Here is a 21,778-nt window from a genome sequence, read left to right as displayed (position 1 = left end):
CTCAGTTCAAGCGCGCAAACCACGTCACCAGGGCAAACACCCCGATCAGCATGGCGAAGGCGTAGTGGTAGATGTAGCCCGACTGGAAGGCCTTGACCAGGCGCGAGAAGCGTTCGACCAGGTGCGCCGCCCCGTTGACGAAAAAGCCGTCGATCACGTTCTGGTCGCCACGCCGCCACAGGCTGCCGCCGAGCGCACGTGCGCCTTTGGCGAATACCCAGCTGTAGAGTTCGTCGAACCAGTATTTGTTGAGCAGCATCCGGTGCAGGAAGCTGAAGCGCTGCGCAATGGCCGCCGGAATATCCGGGCGCTTGAGGTAGAAGAATGCCGACAGGCCGACGCCAGCCACGGCCAGCCAGAACGGCAGCGTCGCCAATGCATGCAGCCCCATTTCCATGGCACCGTGGAATTCCTGATTCAGTTCGTGCATCACCGGATGGCGGTCGGCAACGTAGATCGCGCTGCCGAAAAAGTCGCCGAACAGCATCGGTTCGATGGTCATGTAGCCGATCGCCAGCGAGGGCAGCGCCAACGCGAGCAAGGGGCCGGTAACCACCCACGGCGTTTCGTGCGGCTGGACGTCATGGCCCTGGCCATGCGCCCCATCATGCCCGGCGCCGGCATGGCCGTGGTGCGCATCGGGCTCGTTGCCATGCCCATGTCCTTGATGGAAACGTTCCTTGCCGTGGAATACCAGGAAATACATGCGGAAGGAATAGAAGGCGGTGACGAACACGCCCGCCAGCACGGCGAAATAGGCGAACCCCGCGCCCGGCAGATGCGACATCTTGGCCGCTTCGATGATGCTTTCCTTGGAATAAAAGCCCGACAGAAAAGGTGTGCCGATCAGCGCCAGCGAGCCGATCAGCGAGGTCACCCAGGTGATCGGCATGTATTTCTTCAGACCGCCCATGTAACGGATGTCCTGGTTATGATGCATGGCGATGATCACCGAACCGGCAGCCAGGAACAGCAAGGCCTTGAAGAAAGCATGCGTCATCAGATGGAATACCGCGACCGAATAGGCCGACGCGCCCAGCGCGACCGTCATGTAGCCGAGCTGCGACAGGGTCGAATAGGCCACCACGCGCTTGATGTCGTTCTGCACCATGCCGAGGAAGCCCATGAACAAGGCCGTGATCGCGCCGATCACCATGATGAAGCTGAGCGCCGTGTCCGATAGCTCGTACAGTGGCGACATGCGCGCGACCATGAAGATGCCGGCGGTAACCATCGTCGCCGCGTGGATCAGCGCGGAAATCGGCGTTGGGCCTTCCATCGAGTCGGGCAGCCAGACGTGCAGCGGAAACTGTGCCGACTTGCCCATCGCGCCGATGAACAGGAGGATGCCGATGACCGTCATCAACATCCACGGAGAGTCCGGCCACAGCGGGATGGTTTCGCGGGCAAGCGACGGCGCCTTGGCGAACACCGTGGCGTAGTCGAGCGAGCCGAAATGCGCCAGCACCAATCCAATCCCCAGGATGAAACCGAAGTCGCCGACCCGGTTGACCAGGAAGGCCTTGAGGTTGGCGTAGATCGCCGTTTCCTTGGTGTACCAGAAGCCGATCAGCAGGTAGGACACCAGTCCCACCGCTTCCCAGCCGAAGAACAGCTGCAGGAAGTTGTTGCTCATCACCAGCATCAGCATCGAGAAGGTGAACAGCGAGATGTAGCTGAAGAAGCGCTGATAGCCCGGATCGTCGTGCATGTAGCCGATGGTATAGACGTGCACCATCAGTGAGACGAAGGTGACGACCAGCATCATCATCGCCGTCAGCGCATCGATCAGGAAGCCGACCTCGAATCGCAGGTCGCCCAGCCTCATCCAGGTGTAGACCGTGCCGTTGAAGGTATGGCCGGCGAGTACGTCCTGGAACACCAGCACCGAGGCGATGAACGAGACCGCCACGCCGGCGATGGTGACGATGTGGGCGCCGGTGCGTCCGACCAGTCTGCCGAACAGGCCGGCGACGATCGCGCCGAACAACGGCGCCAGCGGCACGACGAGATAGAGCGTCTGCATGTCCACGCGCATCAGCCTTTCAGGTGGTCGAGGTCATCGACGTTGATCGTGTGCAGATTGCGGAACAGCACCACCAGGATCGCCAGGCCGATGGCCGATTCCGCTGCGGCGACGGTGAGAATGAAGAAGACGAAGATCTGGCCGTGGATATCGCCGAGGTAATGCGAAAACGCGATGAAGTTCATGTTCACCGCGAGCAGCATCAGTTCGATCGCCATTAGCAGGATGATCACGTTCTTGCGGTTGAGGAAGATGCCTAGCACGCTGATGGCAAACAGGATGCCGCCCAGCACCAGGTAATGCGATAAGGAAATCATGCACTGCCCTCCCCTGTGTCCGGCTTCTGCGTGGCCTGCATCTTGACGATGCGCAAGCGGTCATTGCGCTTGACCTTCACCTGCTCGGCGGGGTCGATGTACTTGCTGTCTTTGCGGCGGCGCAGCGTCAGTGCGATGGCAGCGACGATCGCCACCAGCAGGATCACCGCCGCAAGCTCGAACGCATAGACATACTCGGTGTAAAGCACCCGCCCGAGTTCCTTGGTGTTGCTGTAATCGGCGGCATGCGGCGCCGGGGCCCCCATCACCTCGAGGCCGAAGTGGCGGCTGCCGAGGATCAGCGCCATTTCGATAACCAGCAGCACGGCGACGAAGCCCGCCAGCGGCAGGTAGTCCCAGAAACCCTCACGCAGTTTTTCCAGGTTGATGTCGAGCATCATCACCACGAACAGGAACAGCACCATCACCGCCCCCACGTAGACCAGCACCAGGGTGATGGCGAGGAACTCGGCTTCGAGCAGCATCCACAGCCCGGCCGCGGTGAAGAATGCCAGCACCAGATACAGCGCGGCGTGCACCGGGTTGCGCGACGTGATCACGCGCAGCCCCGCGAACACCAGGATGGCGGCGAAGAAATAGAAAATCGCTGTCGTGTAGTTCATTGTCTGGTTTCAGCGGTACTTGGCGTCAGCTGCGCGGTCGCGCGCGATCTGCTCTTCGTACTGGTCTCCGATCGCGAGCAGCATGGGCTTGGTGTAGTAGAGGTCGCCGCGCTTCTCGCCGTGATATTCGAGAATGCGCGTTTCCACGATCGAATCGACCGGGCACGATTCCTCGCAGAATCCGCAGAAGATGCACTTGGTCAGGTCGATGTCATAACGCGTCGTGCGGCGGGTGCCGTCGACACGCTTTTCCGACTCGATGGTGATGGCCAGCGCCGGACAGACCGCTTCGCACAGCTTGCAGGCGATGCAGCGCTCCTCGCCGTTGGGATAGCGGCGCAGTGCGTGCAGGCCGCGGAAACGCGGCGACTGCGGGGTTTTCTCCTCGGGGAACTGCACCGTGATCTTGCGGGCGAACAGATGCCGACCCGTGAGCATCATGCCGCGCAGGAGTTCGATCAGGAGCAGGCTGCCGAAGAAATTGGTGATCCGTTTCATCCTAGAAACCGTAGTTGGACGCACTCGATGGTGCGTTCAGGCGAGTGGCTGGCGCGAAGCGACGACGCTGCCTACCGGGGTAGGCAAGGAGAAGCGACAAAGCAAGGCGCTTGTCTGGACACGGCAGCGGGTGCGCAGCGTACCCAAACCGATGACAAACCGCATCGAAGGCACGGAACTCAGCTCCCATCTGGCCTTTGAGACATGATAAGCGGTCAACTGCGGTTTCTAGGATCATGGCGCGCTCAATGGAAGAGGTACCCATACGGTGTCTGCATCATGCCGCCGACCACGATGATCCAGACGAGGGTAATGGGAATGAATACCTTCCAGCCCAGCCGCATGATCTGGTCGTAGCGATAGCGCGGGAAGGTGGCGCGGAACCACAGAAACAGGAACAGCACGAAACCCGTCTTGAGCAACCACCAGACGATGCCGTCGGGCAGGAAAGTCACCGGCGACAGCCAGCCGCCGAGGAACATCAGCGTGGTCAGCGCGGCGATCAGGATCATGTTGGCGTATTCGGCAAGGAAGAACACCGCGAAGGCCATGCCCGAATATTCCACATGGAAACCGGCGACGATCTCGGATTCGCCCTCGGCGACGTCGAATGGCGCACGGTTGGTCTCGGCCACACCGGATATCAAGTAGACAATAAACAACGGGAAGAGCGGCCAGATATACCAGTGGTGCAGACCACCCGCCTGGCCATGCACGATGTCACTGAGATTGAGCGATTGTGCCGCCATCAGCACGCCGACCAGTGCAAAACCCATGGCGATTTCATACGATACGATCTGCGCGGCCGAACGCATGGCCCCGAGGAAGGCATATTTGGAGTTGGACGCCCAGCCCGCGATGATGACGCCGTACACACCCATCGAGGTGATTGCCATCACATACAGCAGTCCTGCATTGATGTTGGCGAGCACGAGCGTGTCGGTGAACGGAATCACCGCCCACGCTGCCAGTGCCGGGGCGATTGCCAGGATAGGACCGAGGATGAATAGGCCGCGGCTGGCCCCCGACGGGATGATGATTTCCTTCATCAGCAATTTCACCGCATCGGCGATCGGCTGCAGCAGGCCCTGGAAGCCGACGCGGTTGGGGCCGATGCGAACCTGCATCCAGCCGATGACCTTTCTTTCCGCGTAGGTGAGGTAGGCCACGCCCAGCATCAGCGGCACTACCAGCGCCAGGATCTTGATCAAGGTCCAGACGACGGTTTGAATGGCTGCCCAGTCCATGCCCACGTTCTCCATCAGACCGGCTCCGCCGTGATCGGGCCGAACATCGGGCCCAGTCCGGCCGTCAACGGGTGGCCGCTGGGTATGCGCACGCAGTTGTCGGGCAGCAAATCATCGCGCTGGACTTTGAGTGTCAGCGCACTCGCCGTCTGGCGCACCGAGACGCGGCCGTTTTCCTGCAACCCCAGCTTCGCAATCAACCGGCTGTTCATTCGCGCCACCGGAAGCGACGCATCCAGCGTCATCTGCAATGAGGGCGAGCGACGGACCACGGCGTCGGTCTGATAGATCGGCACTTCGGCGACACGTTCCAGCCCCTCGCCGGACGAAGGCGGTTCCACCCTGACACCATTGACTTCATTGTCGAGGAAAGCCTGCACCGAGCCCAGAGGCGTGTCGCCCAGCGCATCGCGCAACACCTCTTTGGAATCGTTGTGCTCGAATCCCGCCAATCCGAGCAGGTTGCCCAGGACACGCAGCACCTTCCATGCCGGGCGGGTTTCGCCGAGCGGTTTCACCACCGCGCTGAAGCTCTGCACCCGGCCTTCCGTATTAATGAAGGTACCCGAGGTTTCGGTCCACGGCGCGATCGGCAACAACACATCAGCGTAGTCGAGCGACTTGCCTTTGTAGGGCGACATCATCACGACGAATTCCGCCGCGTTGATACTGGCCATCGCCGCGACCGGATCATGAGTGTCGAGTTCAGCTTCCACGCTCAATAGCAGATAGGCACGCAGTGGTTGGGCCAACATCTGCTGGGCATTCAGGCCTTTGACGGCAGGCTGCCCCAGTGCGCCACATCCCGGAATCGCACCGACCGCCACTGCGCCGACACTGTTGGCCGCTTCGCCCAGCACGCCGAAACTGGCGCCGGCGAGCCGTGCCACTTCCTGCGCCAACGCATGAATCTGGGAATAGCTCGGGTGATGCTGCGCCATGTTGCCGAGGAACACCGCGCGCGTCTCGCCGCCCGCGATGCTCTCGGCCATCTTGCGTGCGGTGTCGTCGGCCACGCCGTGCATGGCGATGTCCGGCACCGGCAGGCTTTTCAGTTCGGCCAGCGCACGACATACGCCGGCCAATGCAGCAGCAAGCTGAGACGGTGCGACGATGCGCTTGGCGTGCACCTTGCCGAGGAATTCGTCCTCGTGCGCATTGATAAGGTTCAGCTGGCCATACCAGCGCACCGACTCGCGGATGCGGTGCGCCATCAGCGGGTGGTCCTTGCGCAGGTTGGAGCCCACGACCAGCATGCGATTGAGGCGCGACATGTAGGTCACCGGCATGCCCAGCCAGAAGCCGCCATGTGCCTTGTCATCGAGCGAAAAGTCCGACTGTCGTAGACGGTGGTCGACATTGCCGCAGCCCATGCTGCGCATCAGTTTNTGCAGCAGGAAGAGCTCCTCCGCCGGTCGATATGGCGTCGACAATGCACCGATCTGCTCAGCAGGAATCGTCTTCAATTTATCCGCGACGAACTCGAGTGCAGCTTGCCAGGTCGTCTCCACCCACTGGCCGTTGTGCTTGACCATCGGCTGGGTCAGGCGTTCGGCCGTGTTGAGGCCTTCATAGGAAAAGCGGTCGCGGTCGGCCAGCCAGCACTCGTTGACGTCCTCGTTCTCGCGCGGCAGCACGCGCATCACCTTGTTGTCCTTGACGTGGACTTCGAGGTTGGAGCCAAGGCTGTCGTGCGGGCTGATCGATGGCCGGCGCGACAGTTCCCAACTGCGGGCCGTGTAGCGGAACGGCTTGCTGGTGAGCGCGCCGACCGGGCACAAGTCGATGACGTTACCCGACAGTTCGGACGCCACCTGGCTTTCCAGGAAGGGCATCACCTCGGTATGCTCGCCGCGGCCCGGCATGCCGAGTTCCATCACGCCGGCGATTTCCTGGCCGAAGCGTACGCAGCGGCTGCAATGAATGCAGCGCGTCATGTCGGTGGCAATGAGCGGACCAAGGTTCTTGTCGCGCACCACCCGCTTGATTTCCTGGTAGCGCGACGATGAGCCGCCATAGCCTACGGCCAAGTCCTGCAGCGTGCACTCGCCGCCCTGGTCGCAGATCGGGCAGTCCAGCGGATGGTTGATGAGCAGGAATTCCATCACGCTTTTCTGCGCGTTGATGGCGTATTCCGAGCGCGTGTAGACCTTCATGCCATCGGTCACCGGCGTGGCACAGGCAGGAAGGGGCTTGGGTGCCTTCTCCACCTGCACCAGGCACATGCGGCAATTGGCGGCGATGGACAACTTCTTGTGATAGCAGAAATGTGGAATCGTGATGCCGGCCTGATTCGCCGCATCCATGATGGTGTCGCCGCTTTCGACTTGCAGCGTGCGTCCGTCAATTTCGATATTGAGCGTAGCCATCGTTAAATTCCGTTCAGAGCATGCATCGCTTGTGTTCGATGTGGTGCTCGAACTCGCGGCCAAAGTGTTTGAGGAAGCTTTGCACCGGCATCGCCGCAGCGTCGCCCAGGGCGCAGATGGTATGGCCGCCGATCCGCCCTGCCACGCTATTGAGCAATTCCATGTCTTCGGGCCGGCCCTGGCCGTGTTCGATGCGGTGGATCACCCGGTACATCCAGCCGGTTCCTTCGCGGCAAGGCGTGCATTGGCCGCAGGATTCCTCGAAGTAGAAATAGGACAGCCGTTCCAGCGCGCGCACCATGCACACCGTTTCGTCCATCACGATGACCGCACCCGAGCCCAGCATGGAACCCGCCTTGGCGATGGAATCGAAATCCATCGTGCAGTCCATCATGACGTCGGCCGGCAACACGGGAGCGGACGAACCGCCGGGAATGACGGCTTTCAGTTTATGCCCATTCCGTACGCCGCCCGCCATTTCCAGCAATTCGGCAAACGGCGTGCCGAGCGGAACTTCGTAGTTGCCGGGTTTGTTGACATGGCCCGAGACTGANAANAGCTTGGGCCCGCCGTTGTTGGGCTTGCCGAGTTCCAGAAAAGCCTGGCCGCCATGCTGGACGATCCACGGCACCGAAGCCAGCGTCTCGGTGTTGTTGATGGTGGTCGGCTTGCCATACAGGCCGAAGCTTGCGGGGAATGGCGGCTTGAAGCGCGGCTGCCCCTTCTTGCCTTCGATCGATTCGAGCAGTGCGGTTTCCTCGCCGCAGATGTAGGCACCGTAGCCATGGTGGGCATGCAACTGGAAGTTGAAGTCGGTACCGAACAATTTGTCGCCGAGATAACCTGCTTCGCGCGCCTCCTGCAATGCGCGCTCGAAGATCTCGTAGCAGTCGAAGATCTCGCCGTGGATGTAGTTGTAGCCCACGCGCGCGCCGAGCACATAGCCGGCGATCGCCATGCCTTCGATCAGCTGGTGCGGGTTGTAGCGCAGGATGTCGCGATCCTTGAACGTTCCCGGCTCGCCCTCGTCGCTGTTGCACACGATGTACTTGTCGCCCGGGAACGCGCGCGGCATGAAGCTCCACTTCAGGCCGGTCGGAAAACCCGCGCCGCCTCGTCCGCGCAGCGCGCTGGTCTTCAGCTCGGCGATGATGGCGTCGCCCGATACCTGTTCAGTGACCACGCGGCGCAACGCCTGGTAGCCGCCGTTGGCGACATAGGTCGCGAGCGACGCCGGATCGTCGAGCGCCTGGGTCCAGCTGCAGACCTGGTGGGTGGGCGTGAGAAGGCTCATTCCATCTTGTCCAGCAGTTCGTCCACCTTCTCGGTCGTCAGGTGGGTATGCATCTTGTGGTTGTTGTGCAGGCACATCGGCGCATCGCCGCAGGCACCCATGCATTCGCCTTCCTTCAGCGTGTAGCGGCCGTCCTCGGTGGTCTCGCCGAAGCCGATGCCGAGCTTCCGCTTCAGGTGTTCCGCGATCTCGTTCGCCCCCATCAGCGCACACGGCAGGTTGGTGCACACGGTGATCTTGTGACGGCCCACCGGCTGCGTGTCGTACATGTTGTAGAAGGTCGCCACCTCGTAGGCGGCAATCGCCGGCATCTCCAGATAGTCGGCGACGTACTCGATCAGTTCGGGCTTCAGCCAGCCCTTCTCGGCCTGCGCGATGCGCAGCGCGCCCATCACCGCCGACTGTTTCTGGTCGGCTGGATACTTGGCGATTTCGGCATCGATCAACGCGAGTGATTCCTGTGACAGCATCAGCGGTCGATCTCCCCGAAAACGATATCCTGCGTGCCGATGATGGCGACGACGTCAGCGATCATGTGGCCACGGCTCATTTCATCGAGCGCCGCCAGATGCGCGTAGCCCGGTGCGCGGATCTTCAGGCGATAGGGCTTGTTAGCGCCGTCGGACACCAGGTAGATGCCAAACTCACCCTTGGGATGCTCCACCGCGGCATAGGCCTCGCCCGCCAGCACGTGCATGCCTTCAGTAAACAGCTTGAAGTGGTGGATCAGCTCTTCCATATTCTGCTTCATCGACAGGCGATCGGGTGGCGCCACCTTGTGGTTGTCGACGATGACCGGGCCCGGGTTTCTGCGCAGCCAATCGATACACTGCTTGACGATGCGGTTGGATTGGCGCATTTCCTCGATCCGGACCAGGTAGCGGTCGTAGCAGTCGCCGTTGGTGCCGACCGGAATGTCGAAATCCATGCGGTCGTAGACCTCATACGGCTGCTTCTTGCGCAGGTCCCATTCGACGCCCGAGCCGCGCAGCATCGGGCCAGTGAAGCCCAGCGCCTTGGCACGCTCGGGNGACACCACGCCGATGCCCACCGTGCGCTGCTTCCAGATCCTATTGTCGGTCAGCAGCGTCTCGTATTCGTCGACATAGGTCGGGAAGCGTCGGGTGAAGTCCTCGATGAAGTCGAGCAGAGAGCCTTGGCGGTTCTCGTTCATCGACTTCATCGCCGCTTCGTTGCGGGTGTGCTGCGCCTGGTATTGCGGCATCATATCCGGCAGGTCGCGATACACGCCGCCGGGCCGATAATAGGCCGCGTGCATGCGGGCACCCGATACGGCCTCGTAGCAATCCATCAGGTCTTCGCGCTCACGGAAGGCATACAGGAAGACCGTCATCGCACCGACGTCGAGCGCATGCGCACCCAGCCACAGAAGATGATTGAGAATGCGGGTGATTTCGTCGAACATCACGCGGATGTACTGCGCGCGCTCCGGCACCTCGATGCCGAGCAGCTTCTCGATCGCCATCACGTAGGCGTGCTCGTTGACCATCATCGACACATAGTCGAGGCGGTCCATGTAGGGCACCGACTGGATGAAGGTCTTGTGCTCGGCAAGCTTCTCGGTCGCGCGGTGCAACAGGCCGATGTGCGGATCGGCACGCTGGATCACCTCGCCGTCCAGTTCCAGCACCAGGCGCAGCACGCCGTGCGCAGCCGGATGCTGCGGACCGAAGTTCATCGTGTAGTTGCGGATCTCGGCCATCAGCGCCCTTCCCCGTAGCTTTCGTCGCGCACGATGCGCGGGGTGATCTCGCGCGGCTCGATCGATACTGGCTGGTAGATCACGCGCTGCTGGGTCGGGTCGTAGCGCATCTCGACGTTGCCCGAAAGCGGAAANTCCTTGCGGAACGGATGGCCGATGAATCCGTAGTCGGTCAGGATGCGCCGCAGGTCGGGATGCCCTTCGAAGACAATGCCGTACAGATCGAAGGCCTCACGCTCGAACCAGTTGGCGGATGGCCAGATATTGACCACCGATGCCACCACGGGCAAGTCGTCGTCGGGACAAAACACACGGACCCGCACGCGCTGGTTGTTCGAGACCGACAGCAGATGCACCACCACGGCAAAGCGGGCACCTTCCCAGGCGCCGTCGCCATAATCGGAATAATCCATGCCGCACAAATCGATCAATTGCTCGAAACGACAGTCGGGATGATCGCGCAAGGTACGCATGGCGGCCGCATAGGCTTGCGGTTTGATAATCAACGTCAGCTCACCCAATCGCTCGACAGTTTGCACGAGCGTATCGCCAAGCAGATTTTGCAGACAAAGGGAAAGTGACTCCAGCTTCGTGGACATGAGGGGNTGTGTTAGCGGGCGATGGTGTTGGTACGGCGAATCTTGTTCTGAAGTTGGATGATGNCCGAACAGCAAAGCCTCTGCTGTCGGCGGGCAACCCGGAACATAGATATCCACCGGCACGATGCGGTCACAGCCGCGCACCACCGAATAGGAATAATGGTAATAGCCGCCGCCGTTGGCGCACGAGCCCATGGAAATCACCCAGCGCGGCTCGGCCATCTGGTCATAGACCTTGCGCAGGGCTGGCGCCATCTTGTTGCACAAGGTGCCGGCGACGATCATCACGTCGGACTGCCGCGGGCTTGGGCGAAACACGATGCCGAAGCGGTCGAGATCGTAACGCGAGGCGCCGGCCTGCATCATCTCCACTGCGCAGCAGGCCAGACCGAAAGTCATCGGCCACATCGAGCCGGTACGCATGTAATTGATGAGCTGATCGGCCTTGGTGGTGACAAAACCCTGCTCGAGGACGCCTTCAATACCCATAATTCAGATCATTCCCACTCAAGGGCACCCTTCATCCACTCGTAGACGAAGCCCACAACCAGGATGCCGAGGAATACCATCATGGCAATGAAACCTGCCAGACCGATTTCCTCCAGAACAATGGCCCAGGGAAAGAGAAAGGCTATTTCCAGGTCGAACAGAATGAACAGGATGGCAACTAGATAATAGCGCACATCAAATTTCATGCGCGCGTCCTCGAACGCTTCGAATCCGCACTCGTAAGGGAGAGTTTTTCGCTGTCGGGGCGGTGCGGTGCCAGCAGGCCACCAGCGATGATTGGGCCGATCCCAAAAGCCAAGCCGACCAGAATGAACAACAGAATGGGAGGTAATTCTCCAGCACCGGGTTCCTCCGAACTACGCCTGTGTCAGGCTGTTGAGTAATTATGACCCGAGTGTATTAGTGCAGAGCATCGACTGTCAAGCCGAAAAATTGGTATTTTTATCTTAATAATCAACAATTTATTCGATAGCAAACGCTAATGAACAAATCAGGAAATTTGATGGTGCCGACGGCGAGACTCGAACTCGCACGACCTAGGTCACTACCCCCTCAAGATAGCGTGTCTACCAATTCCACCACGTCGGCCAAGGGCATGCGCCCAGACAGGTACTGCTTATTACTGCGGGATGTCCCCGCTTTCGAACCGGCATCCTTGCCCGGCACCTGTGCAGGCGTTGCAGGCTGAGCCTGCGTCGGCGCAGGAACAACCACGCGTTGAAGCACGCTAGCAGCCGGTTTGTGCTGCTGCAGTCCGAAATATGCCAGACCCAAACTGGTCAGGAAGAACAGGCTTGCCAGTATCGCAGTACTCCGGCTCAGGAAGTTGGCTGAGCCGCTGGCGCCGAACAGGCTTCCCGACGAGCCGCTGCCGAATGCCGCGCCCATGTCCGCGCCTTTGCCATGCTGCAGGAGCACCAGCGCGATCAGCGCAATGGCAACAATAACGTGAACGACCCAGACCAGTGTTTCCATGCTTGATTCTTACTCGACAACGCTTACTTGGCGGCGGCCCGGCAAATCGCGATGAACTCGTCGGCAACCAGTGAAGCGCCACCAATCAGTCCGCCATCGATATCCGGCTGAGCCATTAATTCTGCCGCATTCGCGGCTTTNACGCTACCNCCGTACTGGATGATCAGCTGTGCCGCCACGCCCGCATCGAGCGCTGCGACTTTGGCACGAATGTAGGCGTGGACGGCCTGTGCCTGCTCCGGCGTGGCCGTCTTGCCGGTCCCAATCGCCCATACGGGCTCGTAAGCCACCACTGCCCGGGCCAGGGACGCCACACCGGCGACCTTGATCACGGCATCGAGTTGACGCGCCACGACCGCTTCGGTCACGCCGGATTCGCGCTCGTCCAGGGATTCGCCTACGCACAGGATGGGNGTCAGGCCGGCTGCCTGCGCGGCCATGTATTTGCTTGCAACCAGTTCATCGGATTCGCCATACAGGCTGCGACGTTCGGAGTGTCCGACGATCACATACTTGCAGCCGAAATCCAGCAGCATCGAGGTCGACACTTCACCGGTGAATGCACCCTTGGCTTGTTCGGACACGTTCTGCGCACCCCAGGCAATCGACGATCCGGCGAGTGCGGCCTGCGCTTGTCCAAGATAAGGGAAAGGCACGCATACCGCGGCCTCGATTCCGGTCAAAGCGGGTTTGATTGCAGCCAGCAGGGCGGCGTTTTCAGCCAGGCTGCCGTGCATTTTCCAGTTACCGGCTACGAGCTTCTTGCGCATAGTCTTATCCACAGCAGGAATCTGCCAAACAAAAGTGCGCGATGGTAAGCGCTACGCGCCCGACGGTCAACCGCTCGGCCTAAGCTGCGCGGCGCAATCAACCGAAACGGCCGGTGATGTAGTCTTCCGTCTGCTTCTTGCCCGGGCGCATGAAAATGGTGCCGGTCTCGTTGAATTCGATGAGTTCGCCCAGGTACATGAATGCCGTGTAATCCGAAATCCGCGCGGCCTGCTGCATGTTGTGGGTGACGATGGCAATGGTGTAATCGCTTTTCAGTTCGTTGATGAGTTCCTCGATCTTGGCGGTGGAAATCGGGTCCAACGCCGAGGTCGGTTCATCCAGCAGCACGATTTCGGGCTTCACCGCCACCGCGCGCGCAATACACAGCCGCTGCTGCTGGCCGCCGGACAGCGACAGGCCGCTCTGCTGCAGCTTGTCCTTCACTTCGCCCCACAGTGCCGCCTTGTTGAGTGCCCATTCGACACGATCGTCCATGGCGCTTTTCGACATGCGCTCATACAGCCGTACACCGAAGGCAATATTTTCGTAGATCGTCATGGGAAACGGCGTCGGCTTCTGGAAAACCATGCCGATCCGGGCACGCACCAGATTCACATCCTGGCCTTTATCCAGCAGGTTCTTGCCATGGAACAGGATCTGGCCTTCGGCACGCTGTCCGGGATACAGGTCGTACATACGGTTGAAGGTACGCAGCAGCGTGGATTTCCCGCAACCGGACGGCCCGATGAAGGCCGTTACCTTCTTGTGGGCAATGTCCAGATTGACGTTGCTGAGGCCTTTGAAATCGCCATAAAAGAAATCCAGATTACGGACTTGCAAAGCAATATTTTCGCCTGCAGGCATGGCTTGAACGGGCATCAGAAAGCTCCGGGGAAATTAACGTTTGTCTTTATTGCGGAAAACCACGCGCACGCCGATGTTGACCGCCAGCACCAAAAANGCGATCAACAGTGCGCCGCCCCAGGCCAGGTTGACCCAGTTGTCGTACGGACTCAAGGCAAACTGGTAAATCACCACAGGCAGGTTGCCCATGGGTTTGTCCATGTTGGTACTGAAGAACTGGTTGTTGAGCGCGGTGAACAATAGCGGCGCAGTCTCGCCGGTAATCCGTGCCATGGCCAGCAGAATGCCGGTCACCACGCCGGATTTGACCGCGCGCAGGGTCACCTTGAGCGATACCTGCCAGCGTGGCGCACCCACGGCAAAGGCCGCCTCGCGCAAGCTGGTCGGCACCAGTTTCAGCATGTTCTCGGTCGTTCGCACCACCACTGGAATAGCGATCAACGCCAGTGACAGCGACCCTGCCCAGCCGGAGAAACCACCGGTTGTCGTTACAAACAGCGCATACACGAACAGACCGATGACGATGGACGGCGCCGACAGCATGATATCGGTCATGAAACGGGTGAACGACGCAAACTTGGAGACGCGCCCGAACTCTGCTAGATAAATCCCCGCCAGAATGCCGATCGGGGTCGAGATCAGCATGGAAAANAGCAGGATCAGACCGCTGCCCACGATGGCGTTACGCAAGCCGCCGCCTTCGGAGCCCGGCGCCGGCGTGTCCTGGGTAAACATGTCCCAGTTCAAGGCGGCAAAGCCTTTTGAAAACAGCGTCCACAAAATCCATAGCAGCGCGATCAGCCCCAGGCTCATCGCAACCATGGACAGCGTGATGCCAATGCGGTTGACCCAGATGCGACGGGTATACAGTTTCATCATGCGCGCCTTACAGACCTTCGGAGCCCATGCTGCGGCTGATCAGCCAGCGCGAAATGGCCAGCACGATAAAGGTGATGACAAACAGCACCAGACCCAGCGCGAACAGAGAGGCAATATGCAGGCCGGGCGTGGCCTCGCCGAACTCATTCGCCAGTGTCGACGCGATTGAGGTACCGGGTGCAAACAGGCTGCCATTGATACGGTTGGCATTCCCGATCACGAAGGTGACCGCCATCGTTTCGCCCAGCGCGCGGCCCAGTCCCAGCATGATGCCACCAATGACGCCCACACGGGTATAAGGCAGTACGACGTTGCGCACCACTTCCCAGTTGGTGCAGCCGATGCCATAGGCGGATTCCTTCAGTACATGCGGAACGGTCTCGAACACATCCCGCATCACCGACGCAATAAAGGGAATGACCATCAAGGCCAGCACGATGCTGGCGGTGAGGATGCCGACCCCAATGGGCGGGCCAGAGAACCAGCCGCCGATGATCGGAACGTCGCCTAGCAACGCCTGCAAAGGCGGCTGGATATGGTCGGCGAACAACGGTGCAAACACGAACAATCCCCAGATGCCATATACGATGGAGGGAATCCCGGCCAGCAACTCGATCGCCGTCCCCAGGGGGCGACGCAGCCAGAGCGGACAGGTTTCGGTCAGGAACAGCGCGATCCCGAAACTGACCGGCACCGCTATCAGCAAAGCCAGAACAGACGTCGTCACCGTGCCATAGATCGCAGCCAGTGCGCCGAATTTATCGTCTGGCACGCTCCAGATGTTGGTCCACAGAAAAGACGGACCAAACGCCTTGAGGCTGGGCCAGGCTTCGATGGAAAGCGATACCAGAATACCCACCAGCGCCGCCAGCACAACAAAGGCGAAAATCTGCGTGGAATGATGGAAAAACCTGTCCTGCAGCCGAAATTTCCGGACCTGCTTGGCGTGCAGATCGATTCCGGCGGTTGCGCTGGGCTCACTCACTGTGGGGTGCCTATCGATTCGATTTTTGTCTGCGAAAACAGCCGCCTGAAGCAGCCGCTTTCGTAGAAAGCCGGGGTAGACGCCCCCGGCCAACATCAAGTCAGGTCAAACCTAATGCATTACTTGATGTTTTTCATTTCCGCTTCAACCATCTTCACAACATTGGGCGGCAGGGGCACGAAACCCAGCTCAGCCGCCATTTTCTGGCCGTTATTCAGCGACCAGGTGTAGAAGTCGACTACGCCTTTTTGCTTCGCGGCATCGCCCTTTTCATAGGCCAACATGAAAGTGGCCGTCGTGATGGGCCATGCATTCTTGGCGGACTGATCCAGCAGATCGGGGGCCATGCCCTTGACATGGAAGTCGGCACCCGCAGCGGCATCGGCAACCGACTGTTGATTCGGAACAATGAAATTGCCAGCACGGTTCTTCAGCGCCACGAAGTTCATATTGTTCTTCATGGCGTCGGCGATGTCGACGTAGCCGATCGCACCCTTGATCTTCTGCACGTTGGCCGCAACGCCCGGGTTGCCCTTGCCGCCCACGCCGTTGGCAGGCCAGTTCACCGTGTTGCCGGCACCGACATCACGCTTGAATGCCATCGATTGCTTGGCCAGGTAGTTGGAGAACGCATAGGTCGTGCCGGAACCGTCCGAACGGTGTGCCACGGTAATGGCCAGATCCGGCAGCTTGACGCCGGGATTCAGTTTGGCGATGGCAGGGTCGTTCCACTTGGTGATCGCGCCACGGAAAATGTCGGCTGCGGTCACGCCGTCCAGCTTCAGCTTGCCGGACTCGAAACCGGGGACATTCATGACGATGGTCACGCCACCCATCACGGTGGGAACCTGGACCAGATGGTTCGCTTCCAGATCGGCGACCGGAACCGGCGCGTCGCTACCGGCAAAATCAACGGTCTTGGCCTTGATCTGCTTGACGCCGCCCGACGAGCCGATCCCTTGGTAGTTGACCTGGTTGCCCGTAGCGGTCTTGTATGCCTCAGCCCACTTCGTGTAAACAGCATAGGGGAAGGTTGCGCCTGCGCCGGTAATGTCGGCAGCCAAGGCACCCACACTGAAAGCCAGACCCATGGCCGCAGCCAGCGTCCCTTGAGCCAGTTTATTGAGTGTACGCATGTGTAATATCTCCGGTAGTAGTTGACGTTGCCGCATGGGGCGACGTCGCCATACTAACGGGCGAATATTACAGATATATTTCAGGACGGGAAATCACCCGCTCGTGGCTGCAGCCTTGACGGCCGTGGCAATTGTTTCAGCCGTATGTCGAACCAGATCGGCGTCGCGCCCTTCCACCATCACACGAATCAGCGGCTCGGTCCCGGATGCGCGCAGGACAATCCGGCCACTGCCGTTCAATGCAGCCTCCGCCTCGGCGACCGATGCGCTGACCGCTGATGCCATATCCAGCTTGAAGCCCTTGGCCACCGGTACATTGATCATCACCTGGGGATAGGTCTCCAGATCCGCGGTAAACGCATCCAGCGTTTCGCCCGTCTCACGCAGTGCGCGCAACACCTGCAAGGCTGAAACAATCCCATCGCCGGTAGTGTGCTTGTCCAGACACAGAATGTGGCCGGAGGTTTCTCCGCCCAGCGTCCAGCCATTGGCATGCAGTCGCTCGAGCACATAACGGTCACCCACTTTGGCACGCTCGAACGGAATCTGGATGCGTGCCAATGCATGTTCGGTACCGAGATTGGTCATCAGCGTACCGACCACGCCCCCNTTCATGTAGCCCGTCTGGATGCGATGACGAGCGATGACGTAGACCAGTTGGTCGCCGTCATACACGCGTCCCTGAGCGTCCGACATCATCAGCCGGTCGCCATCGCCATCCAGCGCAATGCCCAGATCGGCGCGATGGGCGCGCACTGAGTCGGACAGCGCCTTGGTATGCGTGGCGCCGCATTCGTCGTTGATATTGAAGCCATTCGGTTCATTGCCGATGGCGATCACCTCGGCCCCNAGCTCGTGCAGCACATGCGGCGCAATGTGATAGGTCGCGCCATTGGCACAGTCCACCACGATGCGCATCCCGCGCAGATCGAGGTTGTTGGGGAAGGTGCTCTTGCAGAACTCGATGTAACGCGCTGCAGCATCCTCGATGCGGCGGGCACGTCCCAGCTGGCGCGCTTCGACGGTCACGATCGGACTGTCCAACCGCGCTTCGATTGCCTCCTCCACGCTATCCGGCAGCTTCTGGCCGCTGGCAGAAAAGAACTTGATGCCGTTGTCCTCGAATGGGTTGTGCGACGCCGAGATCACCACGCCGGCCTGCAGACGCAGTGCCCGAGTCAGATAGGCTACCGCCGGTGTCGGCATCGGCCCGGTCATCAGCACGTTCACCCCGGCTGCAGTAAAACCGGCCTCCAGCGCAGCTTCCAGCATATAGCCTGAAATACGGGTGTCCTTGCCGATCAGTACGGTTGGGTGCTCGTTCGGTGGCAGGCTGCCACGGTCGGCCACCAAAACCTGACCGGCGGCGTAGCCCAGACGCATCACAAACTCGGGCGTAATGGGCGATTCGCCCACTTTTCCCCGTACGCCGTCGGTACCGAAATATTTACGTCCCATCNNCCCGTATTCCTCCACTGCATTCCAGATGGCCAATGCATCGCGCATGGCCATTACATTATGTACCCGGAGCAAGCGGGCACCCTGCGCCACCGCCATCAGGTGCGCCGCCACGCCGGCGAATTCACGTTCATCCACGGCACGCCCTGTCAGGGAGCCTAGCATCGACTTGCGAGACAAGCCGGCCAGTATCGGCACATCCAGCTCAGCCAACTCTACCAGATGCTTCAACAGCGCCAGGTTGTGTTGCAGGGTTTTGCCGAAGCCGAACCCCGGATCGATCACCAGCCGCTCGTGTGCGATCCCTGCGGCTTCACAGGCCTGTATTCTGGCCCGCAGAAACTGCTTCACCTCATTCACCACGTCGGCATAACGGGGCGACTGCTGCATGCTTTGAGGATCGCCTTGCATGTGCATGAGGCACACGGCGGCTCCCGACGCCGCCACTGCCTCCATCGCACCTGGCGCCCGCAAGGCAGCGACATCATTCACCATCCCCGCCCCGGCAGCGAGCGCTGCACGCATCACCTCTGGCTTATTGGTATCCACCGATACCAGGCAACCTTCGCGGGCAAGCGCCTCAATCACCGGCACCACGCGCCCGATTTCCTCATCGACCGGTACTGCTGTCGCGCCGGGGCGGGTAGACTCCCCACCGACGTCAAGGATATCGGCGCCTTGTTCGCTCAGCTTGAGCGCATGGGCAATCGCAGCCTGCGTATCGTGCAACTGCCCACCGTCCGAGNNAATGAATCGGGCGTGACATTGACGACCCCATGATGCGGGGGCGAGAGAGCAGAAGGCGATGCGAACCGGTGTGGAGAACAGACATAAAAGAGGGCCAAAGCCCCTCTATTGTAGTGGGTAACGCTGTGTCCCCGCTCAGGTTTCCTGGGCAGGTTGGGCGGTCGGAGCGGGCGCGCTGGGTTTGTCGCCCCCGTTCGCCGGCGGTTGGGGCGTGGCCGCCGGCTTGGGCGGACGTACCGGCCGGCCGGCCATGATGTCGCTGATCTGCTCGGCATCGATCGTTTCCCACTCCATCAGGGCGGCGGTCATCGCCTCAACCTTGTCACGCCCCTCGGTCAGGATCTTCGTGGCCCGGGCATACTGCTCATCCAGAATGCGGCGGATTTCGGTATCGACCTTCTGCATGGTGGCCTCGCTCATGTTCTTGTGCGTGGTCACTGAGCGTCCGAGGAAGACTTCACCCTCGTTTTCGCCGTACACCATCGGGCCCAGCGCATCCGACATGCCGTAGCGCGTCACCATGTCGCGGGCGATGCTGGTTGCCCGCTCGAAGTCGTTCGATGCACCGGTCGAAATGCTGCCGACGAAGATTTCTTCGGCCACTCGTCCGCCGTACAGCATGCAGATTTGCGACAACATCTGATCCTGGTACAGACTGTAACGGTCCAGTTCAGGCAGGGACATGGTCACACCCAGCGCACGACCACGGGGNATCACCGTGACCTTGTGCACCGGATCGCAACCCGGCAGCGTCATGCCGATCACGGCATGGCCGGACTCGTGATAAGCCGTCTTTTTCTTGTCCTCGGGCGTGATCACCATGGATTTGCGCTCGGCACCCATGAAAATCTTGTCCTTGGCCTGCTCGAAGTCCTCCATGTCCACCAGACGCTTGCTGCGGCGCGCGGCAAACAAGGCTGCTTCGTTGACCAGATTGGCCAGGTCGGCCCCTGACATGCCGGGNGTGCCGCGCGCCAGGATATCGGCCCGCACGTCGGGCGCCACCGGCACCTTACGCATGTGCACCAGCAGGATCTGCTCGCGGCCACGGATGTCGGGNAGACCGACGACGACCTGACGGTCGAAACGGCCCGGGCGCAGCAGCGCCGGATCGAGCACGTCGGGGCGGTTGGTCGCCGCAATGACGATCACGCCAACGCTCGCCTCGAAACCATCCATCTCGACCAGCAACTGATTGAGTGTCTGCTCGCGTTCGTCGTTGCCGCCGCCCAGGCCGGCACCGCGCTGGCGACCGACCGCATCGATTTCGTCGATGAAGATGATGCAGGGCGAATTCTTCTTCGCCTGCTCGAACATGTCGCGCACGCGCGCAGCACCGACACCGACGAACATCTCGACGAAGTCGGAACCCGAAATGCTGAAGAACGGCACTTTGGCCTCGCCCGCAATCGAGCGGGCCAGCAGCGTTTTACCGGTACCAGGAGGCCCCACCATCAGCACGCCGCGCGGNATGCGTCCACCCAGTTTCTGGAACTTGGACGGATCTTTCAGGAAATCCACCAGCTCGGCGACGTCTTCCTTCGCCTCGTCACAGCCTGCGACATCGGCAAAGGTCACCGGGTTGGCATTTTCATCGAGCAGGCGCGCCCGGCTCTTGCCGAACGAGAAGGCACCGCCACGGCCGCCGCCCTGCATCTGGCGCATAAAGAAGATCCAGACGCCGATCAACAACAGCATGGGGAACCACGAAATGAACAGGCTCATCAGGAAGAGGGCTGTTCTTCCGGCTTGGCCTCGACTGAAACACCGTTTTCAGCAGGTCGGAGACCATCCACGGATCGCTCGGCGCATAGCTGGTGAAGCGCTGTCCATCGCTACGCTCGCCTTTCAGCACATTACCTTCAATCACCACCTTGGAGATCTGTTGCTGACGCACCTCCTCGATGAACTGCGAGTACGGCATCTGCGACTGCGAGGTGCGCTGCGCTCCGAACTGATTGAACACCGTCATCAGGATGACCGCAATGATTAGCCAGATGGCGATGTTCTTGGACAAATTGTTCACGTTTACTCCTTGGTGCTGAATCCAGCACGTTTAGACTCATTCTAAACCCTATACTGCCAGCTTGTCACGGCATCATCACGACTCGCCATCCCGCGCTGCAACAGGGCGGCGTCCCAGCAAATAAACCTCGGTACTACGGTCGCGCGATGCGTCGGGTTTGCGGATCAGCACCTGTTCGAATGCCTGTCGCATTCGGGCACGAAAATCCTCAAACCCGACCCCTGAAACACTTTGACGAGGAAAGCCCCGTCTGGTTTCAGCCAGTTCACCGCGAAATCAAGCGCCAACTCGCACAATTCATAATGTCGCGCCTGATCGCGCAGCATCACTCCGCTGATGTTGGGGGCCATATCGCTTAAAACAAGGTCAACCCGCCCAGTGTGCAACTTTTCTTCCAGCCAAGCCAGTGCCGTCCGTTCGGTGAAATCGCCTTCCAGGGTGTCGACGCCCGCTATCGGCGCCACCGGCAAGAGATCGATTGCCAGGACCCTGCCCTGCTTTCTCATCTTCTGCACGGCCACCTGGCACCAGCTGCCGGGTGCGGCACCCAGATCCACCACCGTCATGCCGGGCCGCAACAGATGGTCGCGCGTGTCGATTTCCAGCAACTTATACGCGGCGCGCGAACGGTAACCATCCTGCTGCGCTTTCTTGACGTAGGGATCCGTCACGTGCTCGTGCATCCAGGCACTGCCCGATTTGGTTCGCTTTGCTTTCTGCACCATCTCTAT

Annotated in this window: 17 protein-coding genes, 1 tRNA gene and 5 pseudogenes; all 23 read right to left on the bottom strand. The window is 60.4% G+C overall.

From position 1 onward, the window contains the following. Position 1: 1 nt before the first annotated feature. The 23 genes and pseudogenes from nuoL to HZY77_RS02370 all read right to left on the bottom strand — a co-directional run bounded on the left by nuoL (position 2) and on the right by HZY77_RS02370 (position 21,772). Positions 2–2,038 (bottom strand): NADH-quinone oxidoreductase subunit L, encoded by a 2,037-nt coding sequence (nuoL, locus tag HZY77_RS02480; protein ID WP_296818383.1) that lies wholly within the window; start codon positions 2,036–2,038, stop codon positions 2–4. Then, complete coding sequence (gene nuoK / locus HZY77_RS02475; RefSeq protein ID WP_018508328.1) at positions 2,038–2,343, bottom strand: NADH-quinone oxidoreductase subunit NuoK; 306 nt, start codon at positions 2,341–2,343, stop codon at positions 2,038–2,040. Before nuoK ends, nuoL begins: the two co-directional genes overlap by 1 nt. Next, positions 2,340–2,966, bottom strand: a complete 627-nt coding sequence (locus HZY77_RS02470; RefSeq protein ID WP_296818381.1) for an NADH-quinone oxidoreductase subunit J — start codon at positions 2,964–2,966, stop codon at positions 2,340–2,342. The genes nuoK and HZY77_RS02470 overlap by 4 nt, the downstream gene beginning before the upstream one ends. Before the next feature lie 9 nt (positions 2,967–2,975). After that, on the bottom strand, positions 2,976–3,464 hold the full coding sequence (nuoI, locus tag HZY77_RS02465) for an NADH-quinone oxidoreductase subunit NuoI (RefSeq protein WP_296818379.1): 489 nt from the start codon (positions 3,462–3,464) through the stop codon (positions 2,976–2,978). A gap of 245 nt (positions 3,465–3,709) precedes the next feature. Then, the gene (nuoH, locus tag HZY77_RS02460; protein ID WP_296818377.1) at positions 3,710–4,726 is read right to left on the bottom strand and encodes an NADH-quinone oxidoreductase subunit NuoH; all 1,017 of its coding nucleotides are present in this window, start codon (positions 4,724–4,726) and stop codon (positions 3,710–3,712) included. Beyond that, complete coding sequence (nuoG, locus tag HZY77_RS02455) at positions 4,726–7,080, bottom strand: NADH-quinone oxidoreductase subunit NuoG (RefSeq protein WP_296818374.1); 2,355 nt, start codon at positions 7,078–7,080, stop codon at positions 4,726–4,728. Before nuoG ends, nuoH begins: the two co-directional genes overlap by 1 nt. Before the next feature lie 13 nt (positions 7,081–7,093). Then, positions 7,094–8,374 carry an NADH-quinone oxidoreductase subunit NuoF gene (gene nuoF / locus HZY77_RS02450; protein ID WP_296818372.1) on the bottom strand — a complete coding sequence of 427 codons (1,281 nt, stop codon included), beginning with the start codon at positions 8,372–8,374 and terminating at the stop codon, positions 7,094–7,096. Next, positions 8,371–8,844, bottom strand: coding sequence for an NADH-quinone oxidoreductase subunit NuoE (nuoE, locus tag HZY77_RS02445; protein WP_296818370.1), 474 nt, complete (start codon positions 8,842–8,844; stop codon positions 8,371–8,373). The genes nuoF and nuoE overlap by 4 nt, the downstream gene beginning before the upstream one ends. After that, the gene (locus HZY77_RS02440) at positions 8,844–10,097 is read right to left on the bottom strand and encodes an NADH-quinone oxidoreductase subunit D (RefSeq protein ID WP_296818367.1); all 1,254 of its coding nucleotides are present in this window, start codon (positions 10,095–10,097) and stop codon (positions 8,844–8,846) included. Before HZY77_RS02440 ends, nuoE begins: the two co-directional genes overlap by 1 nt. Beyond that, positions 10,097–10,696 (bottom strand): NADH-quinone oxidoreductase subunit C, encoded by a 600-nt coding sequence (locus HZY77_RS02435; protein ID WP_296818364.1) that lies wholly within the window; start codon positions 10,694–10,696, stop codon positions 10,097–10,099. Before HZY77_RS02435 ends, HZY77_RS02440 begins: the two co-directional genes overlap by 1 nt. Before the next feature lie 11 nt (positions 10,697–10,707). After that, positions 10,708–11,185: pseudogene (locus HZY77_RS02430) on the bottom strand (NADH-quinone oxidoreductase subunit B family protein). 8 nt (positions 11,186–11,193) lie between these two features. Continuing rightward, positions 11,194–11,548, bottom strand: a pseudogene (locus HZY77_RS02425) (NADH-quinone oxidoreductase subunit A). Positions 11,549–11,709: 161 nt separating this feature from the next. Next, positions 11,710–11,794 (bottom strand) — tRNA-Leu (locus HZY77_RS02420). Next, positions 11,759–12,181 (bottom strand): preprotein translocase subunit SecG, encoded by a 423-nt coding sequence (gene secG / locus HZY77_RS02415; protein WP_296818361.1) that lies wholly within the window; start codon positions 12,179–12,181, stop codon positions 11,759–11,761. Before secG ends, HZY77_RS02420 begins: the two co-directional genes overlap by 36 nt. 23 nt (positions 12,182–12,204) lie before the next feature. After that, positions 12,205–12,951 carry a triose-phosphate isomerase gene (gene tpiA / locus HZY77_RS02410; protein ID WP_296818358.1) on the bottom strand — a complete coding sequence of 249 codons (747 nt, stop codon included), beginning with the start codon at positions 12,949–12,951 and terminating at the stop codon, positions 12,205–12,207. 97 nt (positions 12,952–13,048) lie between these two features. Beyond that, the gene (gene pstB, locus HZY77_RS02405) at positions 13,049–13,831 is read right to left on the bottom strand and encodes a phosphate ABC transporter ATP-binding protein PstB (RefSeq protein ID WP_296631660.1); all 783 of its coding nucleotides are present in this window, start codon (positions 13,829–13,831) and stop codon (positions 13,049–13,051) included. 18 nt (positions 13,832–13,849) lie between these two features. Beyond that, positions 13,850–14,695 carry a phosphate ABC transporter permease PstA gene (gene pstA / locus HZY77_RS02400; RefSeq protein WP_296818355.1) on the bottom strand — a complete coding sequence of 282 codons (846 nt, stop codon included), beginning with the start codon at positions 14,693–14,695 and terminating at the stop codon, positions 13,850–13,852. 7 nt (positions 14,696–14,702) lie between these two features. Further along, entirely contained in the window at positions 14,703–15,680 is a 978-nt protein-coding gene (pstC, locus tag HZY77_RS02395; protein ID WP_296631665.1) for a phosphate ABC transporter permease subunit PstC, read from the bottom strand. A 119-nt stretch (positions 15,681–15,799) separates the two neighbouring features. Then, positions 15,800–16,771 carry a phosphate ABC transporter substrate-binding protein PstS gene (pstS, locus tag HZY77_RS02390; RefSeq protein WP_296820792.1) on the bottom strand — a complete coding sequence of 324 codons (972 nt, stop codon included), beginning with the start codon at positions 16,769–16,771 and terminating at the stop codon, positions 15,800–15,802. Positions 16,772–16,909: 138 nt separating this feature from the next. Next, positions 16,910–18,274, bottom strand: coding sequence for a phosphoglucosamine mutase (glmM, locus tag HZY77_RS02385; protein ID WP_296820789.1), 1,365 nt, complete (start codon positions 18,272–18,274; stop codon positions 16,910–16,912). Positions 18,275–18,352: 78 nt separating this feature from the next. Beyond that, positions 18,353–19,003 (bottom strand): annotated as a pseudogene (gene folP, locus HZY77_RS02380) (dihydropteroate synthase); the annotation flags it as partial. A gap of 153 nt (positions 19,004–19,156) precedes the next feature. After that, a pseudogene (gene ftsH / locus HZY77_RS02375) lies at positions 19,157–21,047 on the bottom strand (ATP-dependent zinc metalloprotease FtsH). A gap of 75 nt (positions 21,048–21,122) precedes the next feature. Then, positions 21,123–21,772: pseudogene (locus tag HZY77_RS02370) on the bottom strand (RlmE family RNA methyltransferase). Between the last annotated feature and the right edge of the window lie 6 nt (positions 21,773–21,778).

The sequence above is a fragment of the Thiobacillus sp. genome (assembly GCF_013693775.1).
Taxonomy (GTDB): domain Bacteria; phylum Pseudomonadota; class Gammaproteobacteria; order Burkholderiales; family Thiobacillaceae; genus Thiobacillus.
The sequence above is the reverse complement of the archived record's forward strand: the minus strand, read 5'-3'. Positions and strand labels throughout refer to the sequence as shown.

Coding starts and splice junctions, on each gene's coding strand:
- nuoL (WP_296818383.1), bottom strand. CDS start 2,038: ATGCGCGTGGACATGCAGACGCTCTATCTCGTCGTGCCGCTGGCGCCG.
- nuoK (WP_018508328.1), bottom strand. CDS start 2,343: ATGATTTCCTTATCGCATTACCTGGTGCTGGGCGGCATCCTGTTTGCC.
- HZY77_RS02470 (WP_296818381.1), bottom strand. CDS start 2,966: ATGAACTACACGACAGCGATTTTCTATTTCTTCGCCGCCATCCTGGTG.
- nuoI (WP_296818379.1), bottom strand. CDS start 3,464: ATGAAACGGATCACCAATTTCTTCGGCAGCCTGCTCCTGATCGAACTC.
- nuoH (WP_296818377.1), bottom strand. CDS start 4,726: ATGGAGAACGTGGGCATGGACTGGGCAGCCATTCAAACCGTCGTCTGG.
- nuoE (WP_296818370.1), bottom strand. CDS start 8,844: ATGCTGTCACAGGAATCACTCGCGTTGATCGATGCCGAAATCGCCAAG.
- secG (WP_296818361.1), bottom strand. CDS start 12,181: ATGGAAACACTGGTCTGGGTCGTTCACGTTATTGTTGCCATTGCGCTG.
- pstB (WP_296631660.1), bottom strand. CDS start 13,831: ATGCCCGTTCAAGCCATGCCTGCAGGCGAAAATATTGCTTTGCAAGTC.
- pstS (WP_296820792.1), bottom strand. CDS start 16,771: ATGGGTCTGGCTTTCAGTGTGGGTGCCTTGGCTGCCGACATTACCGGC.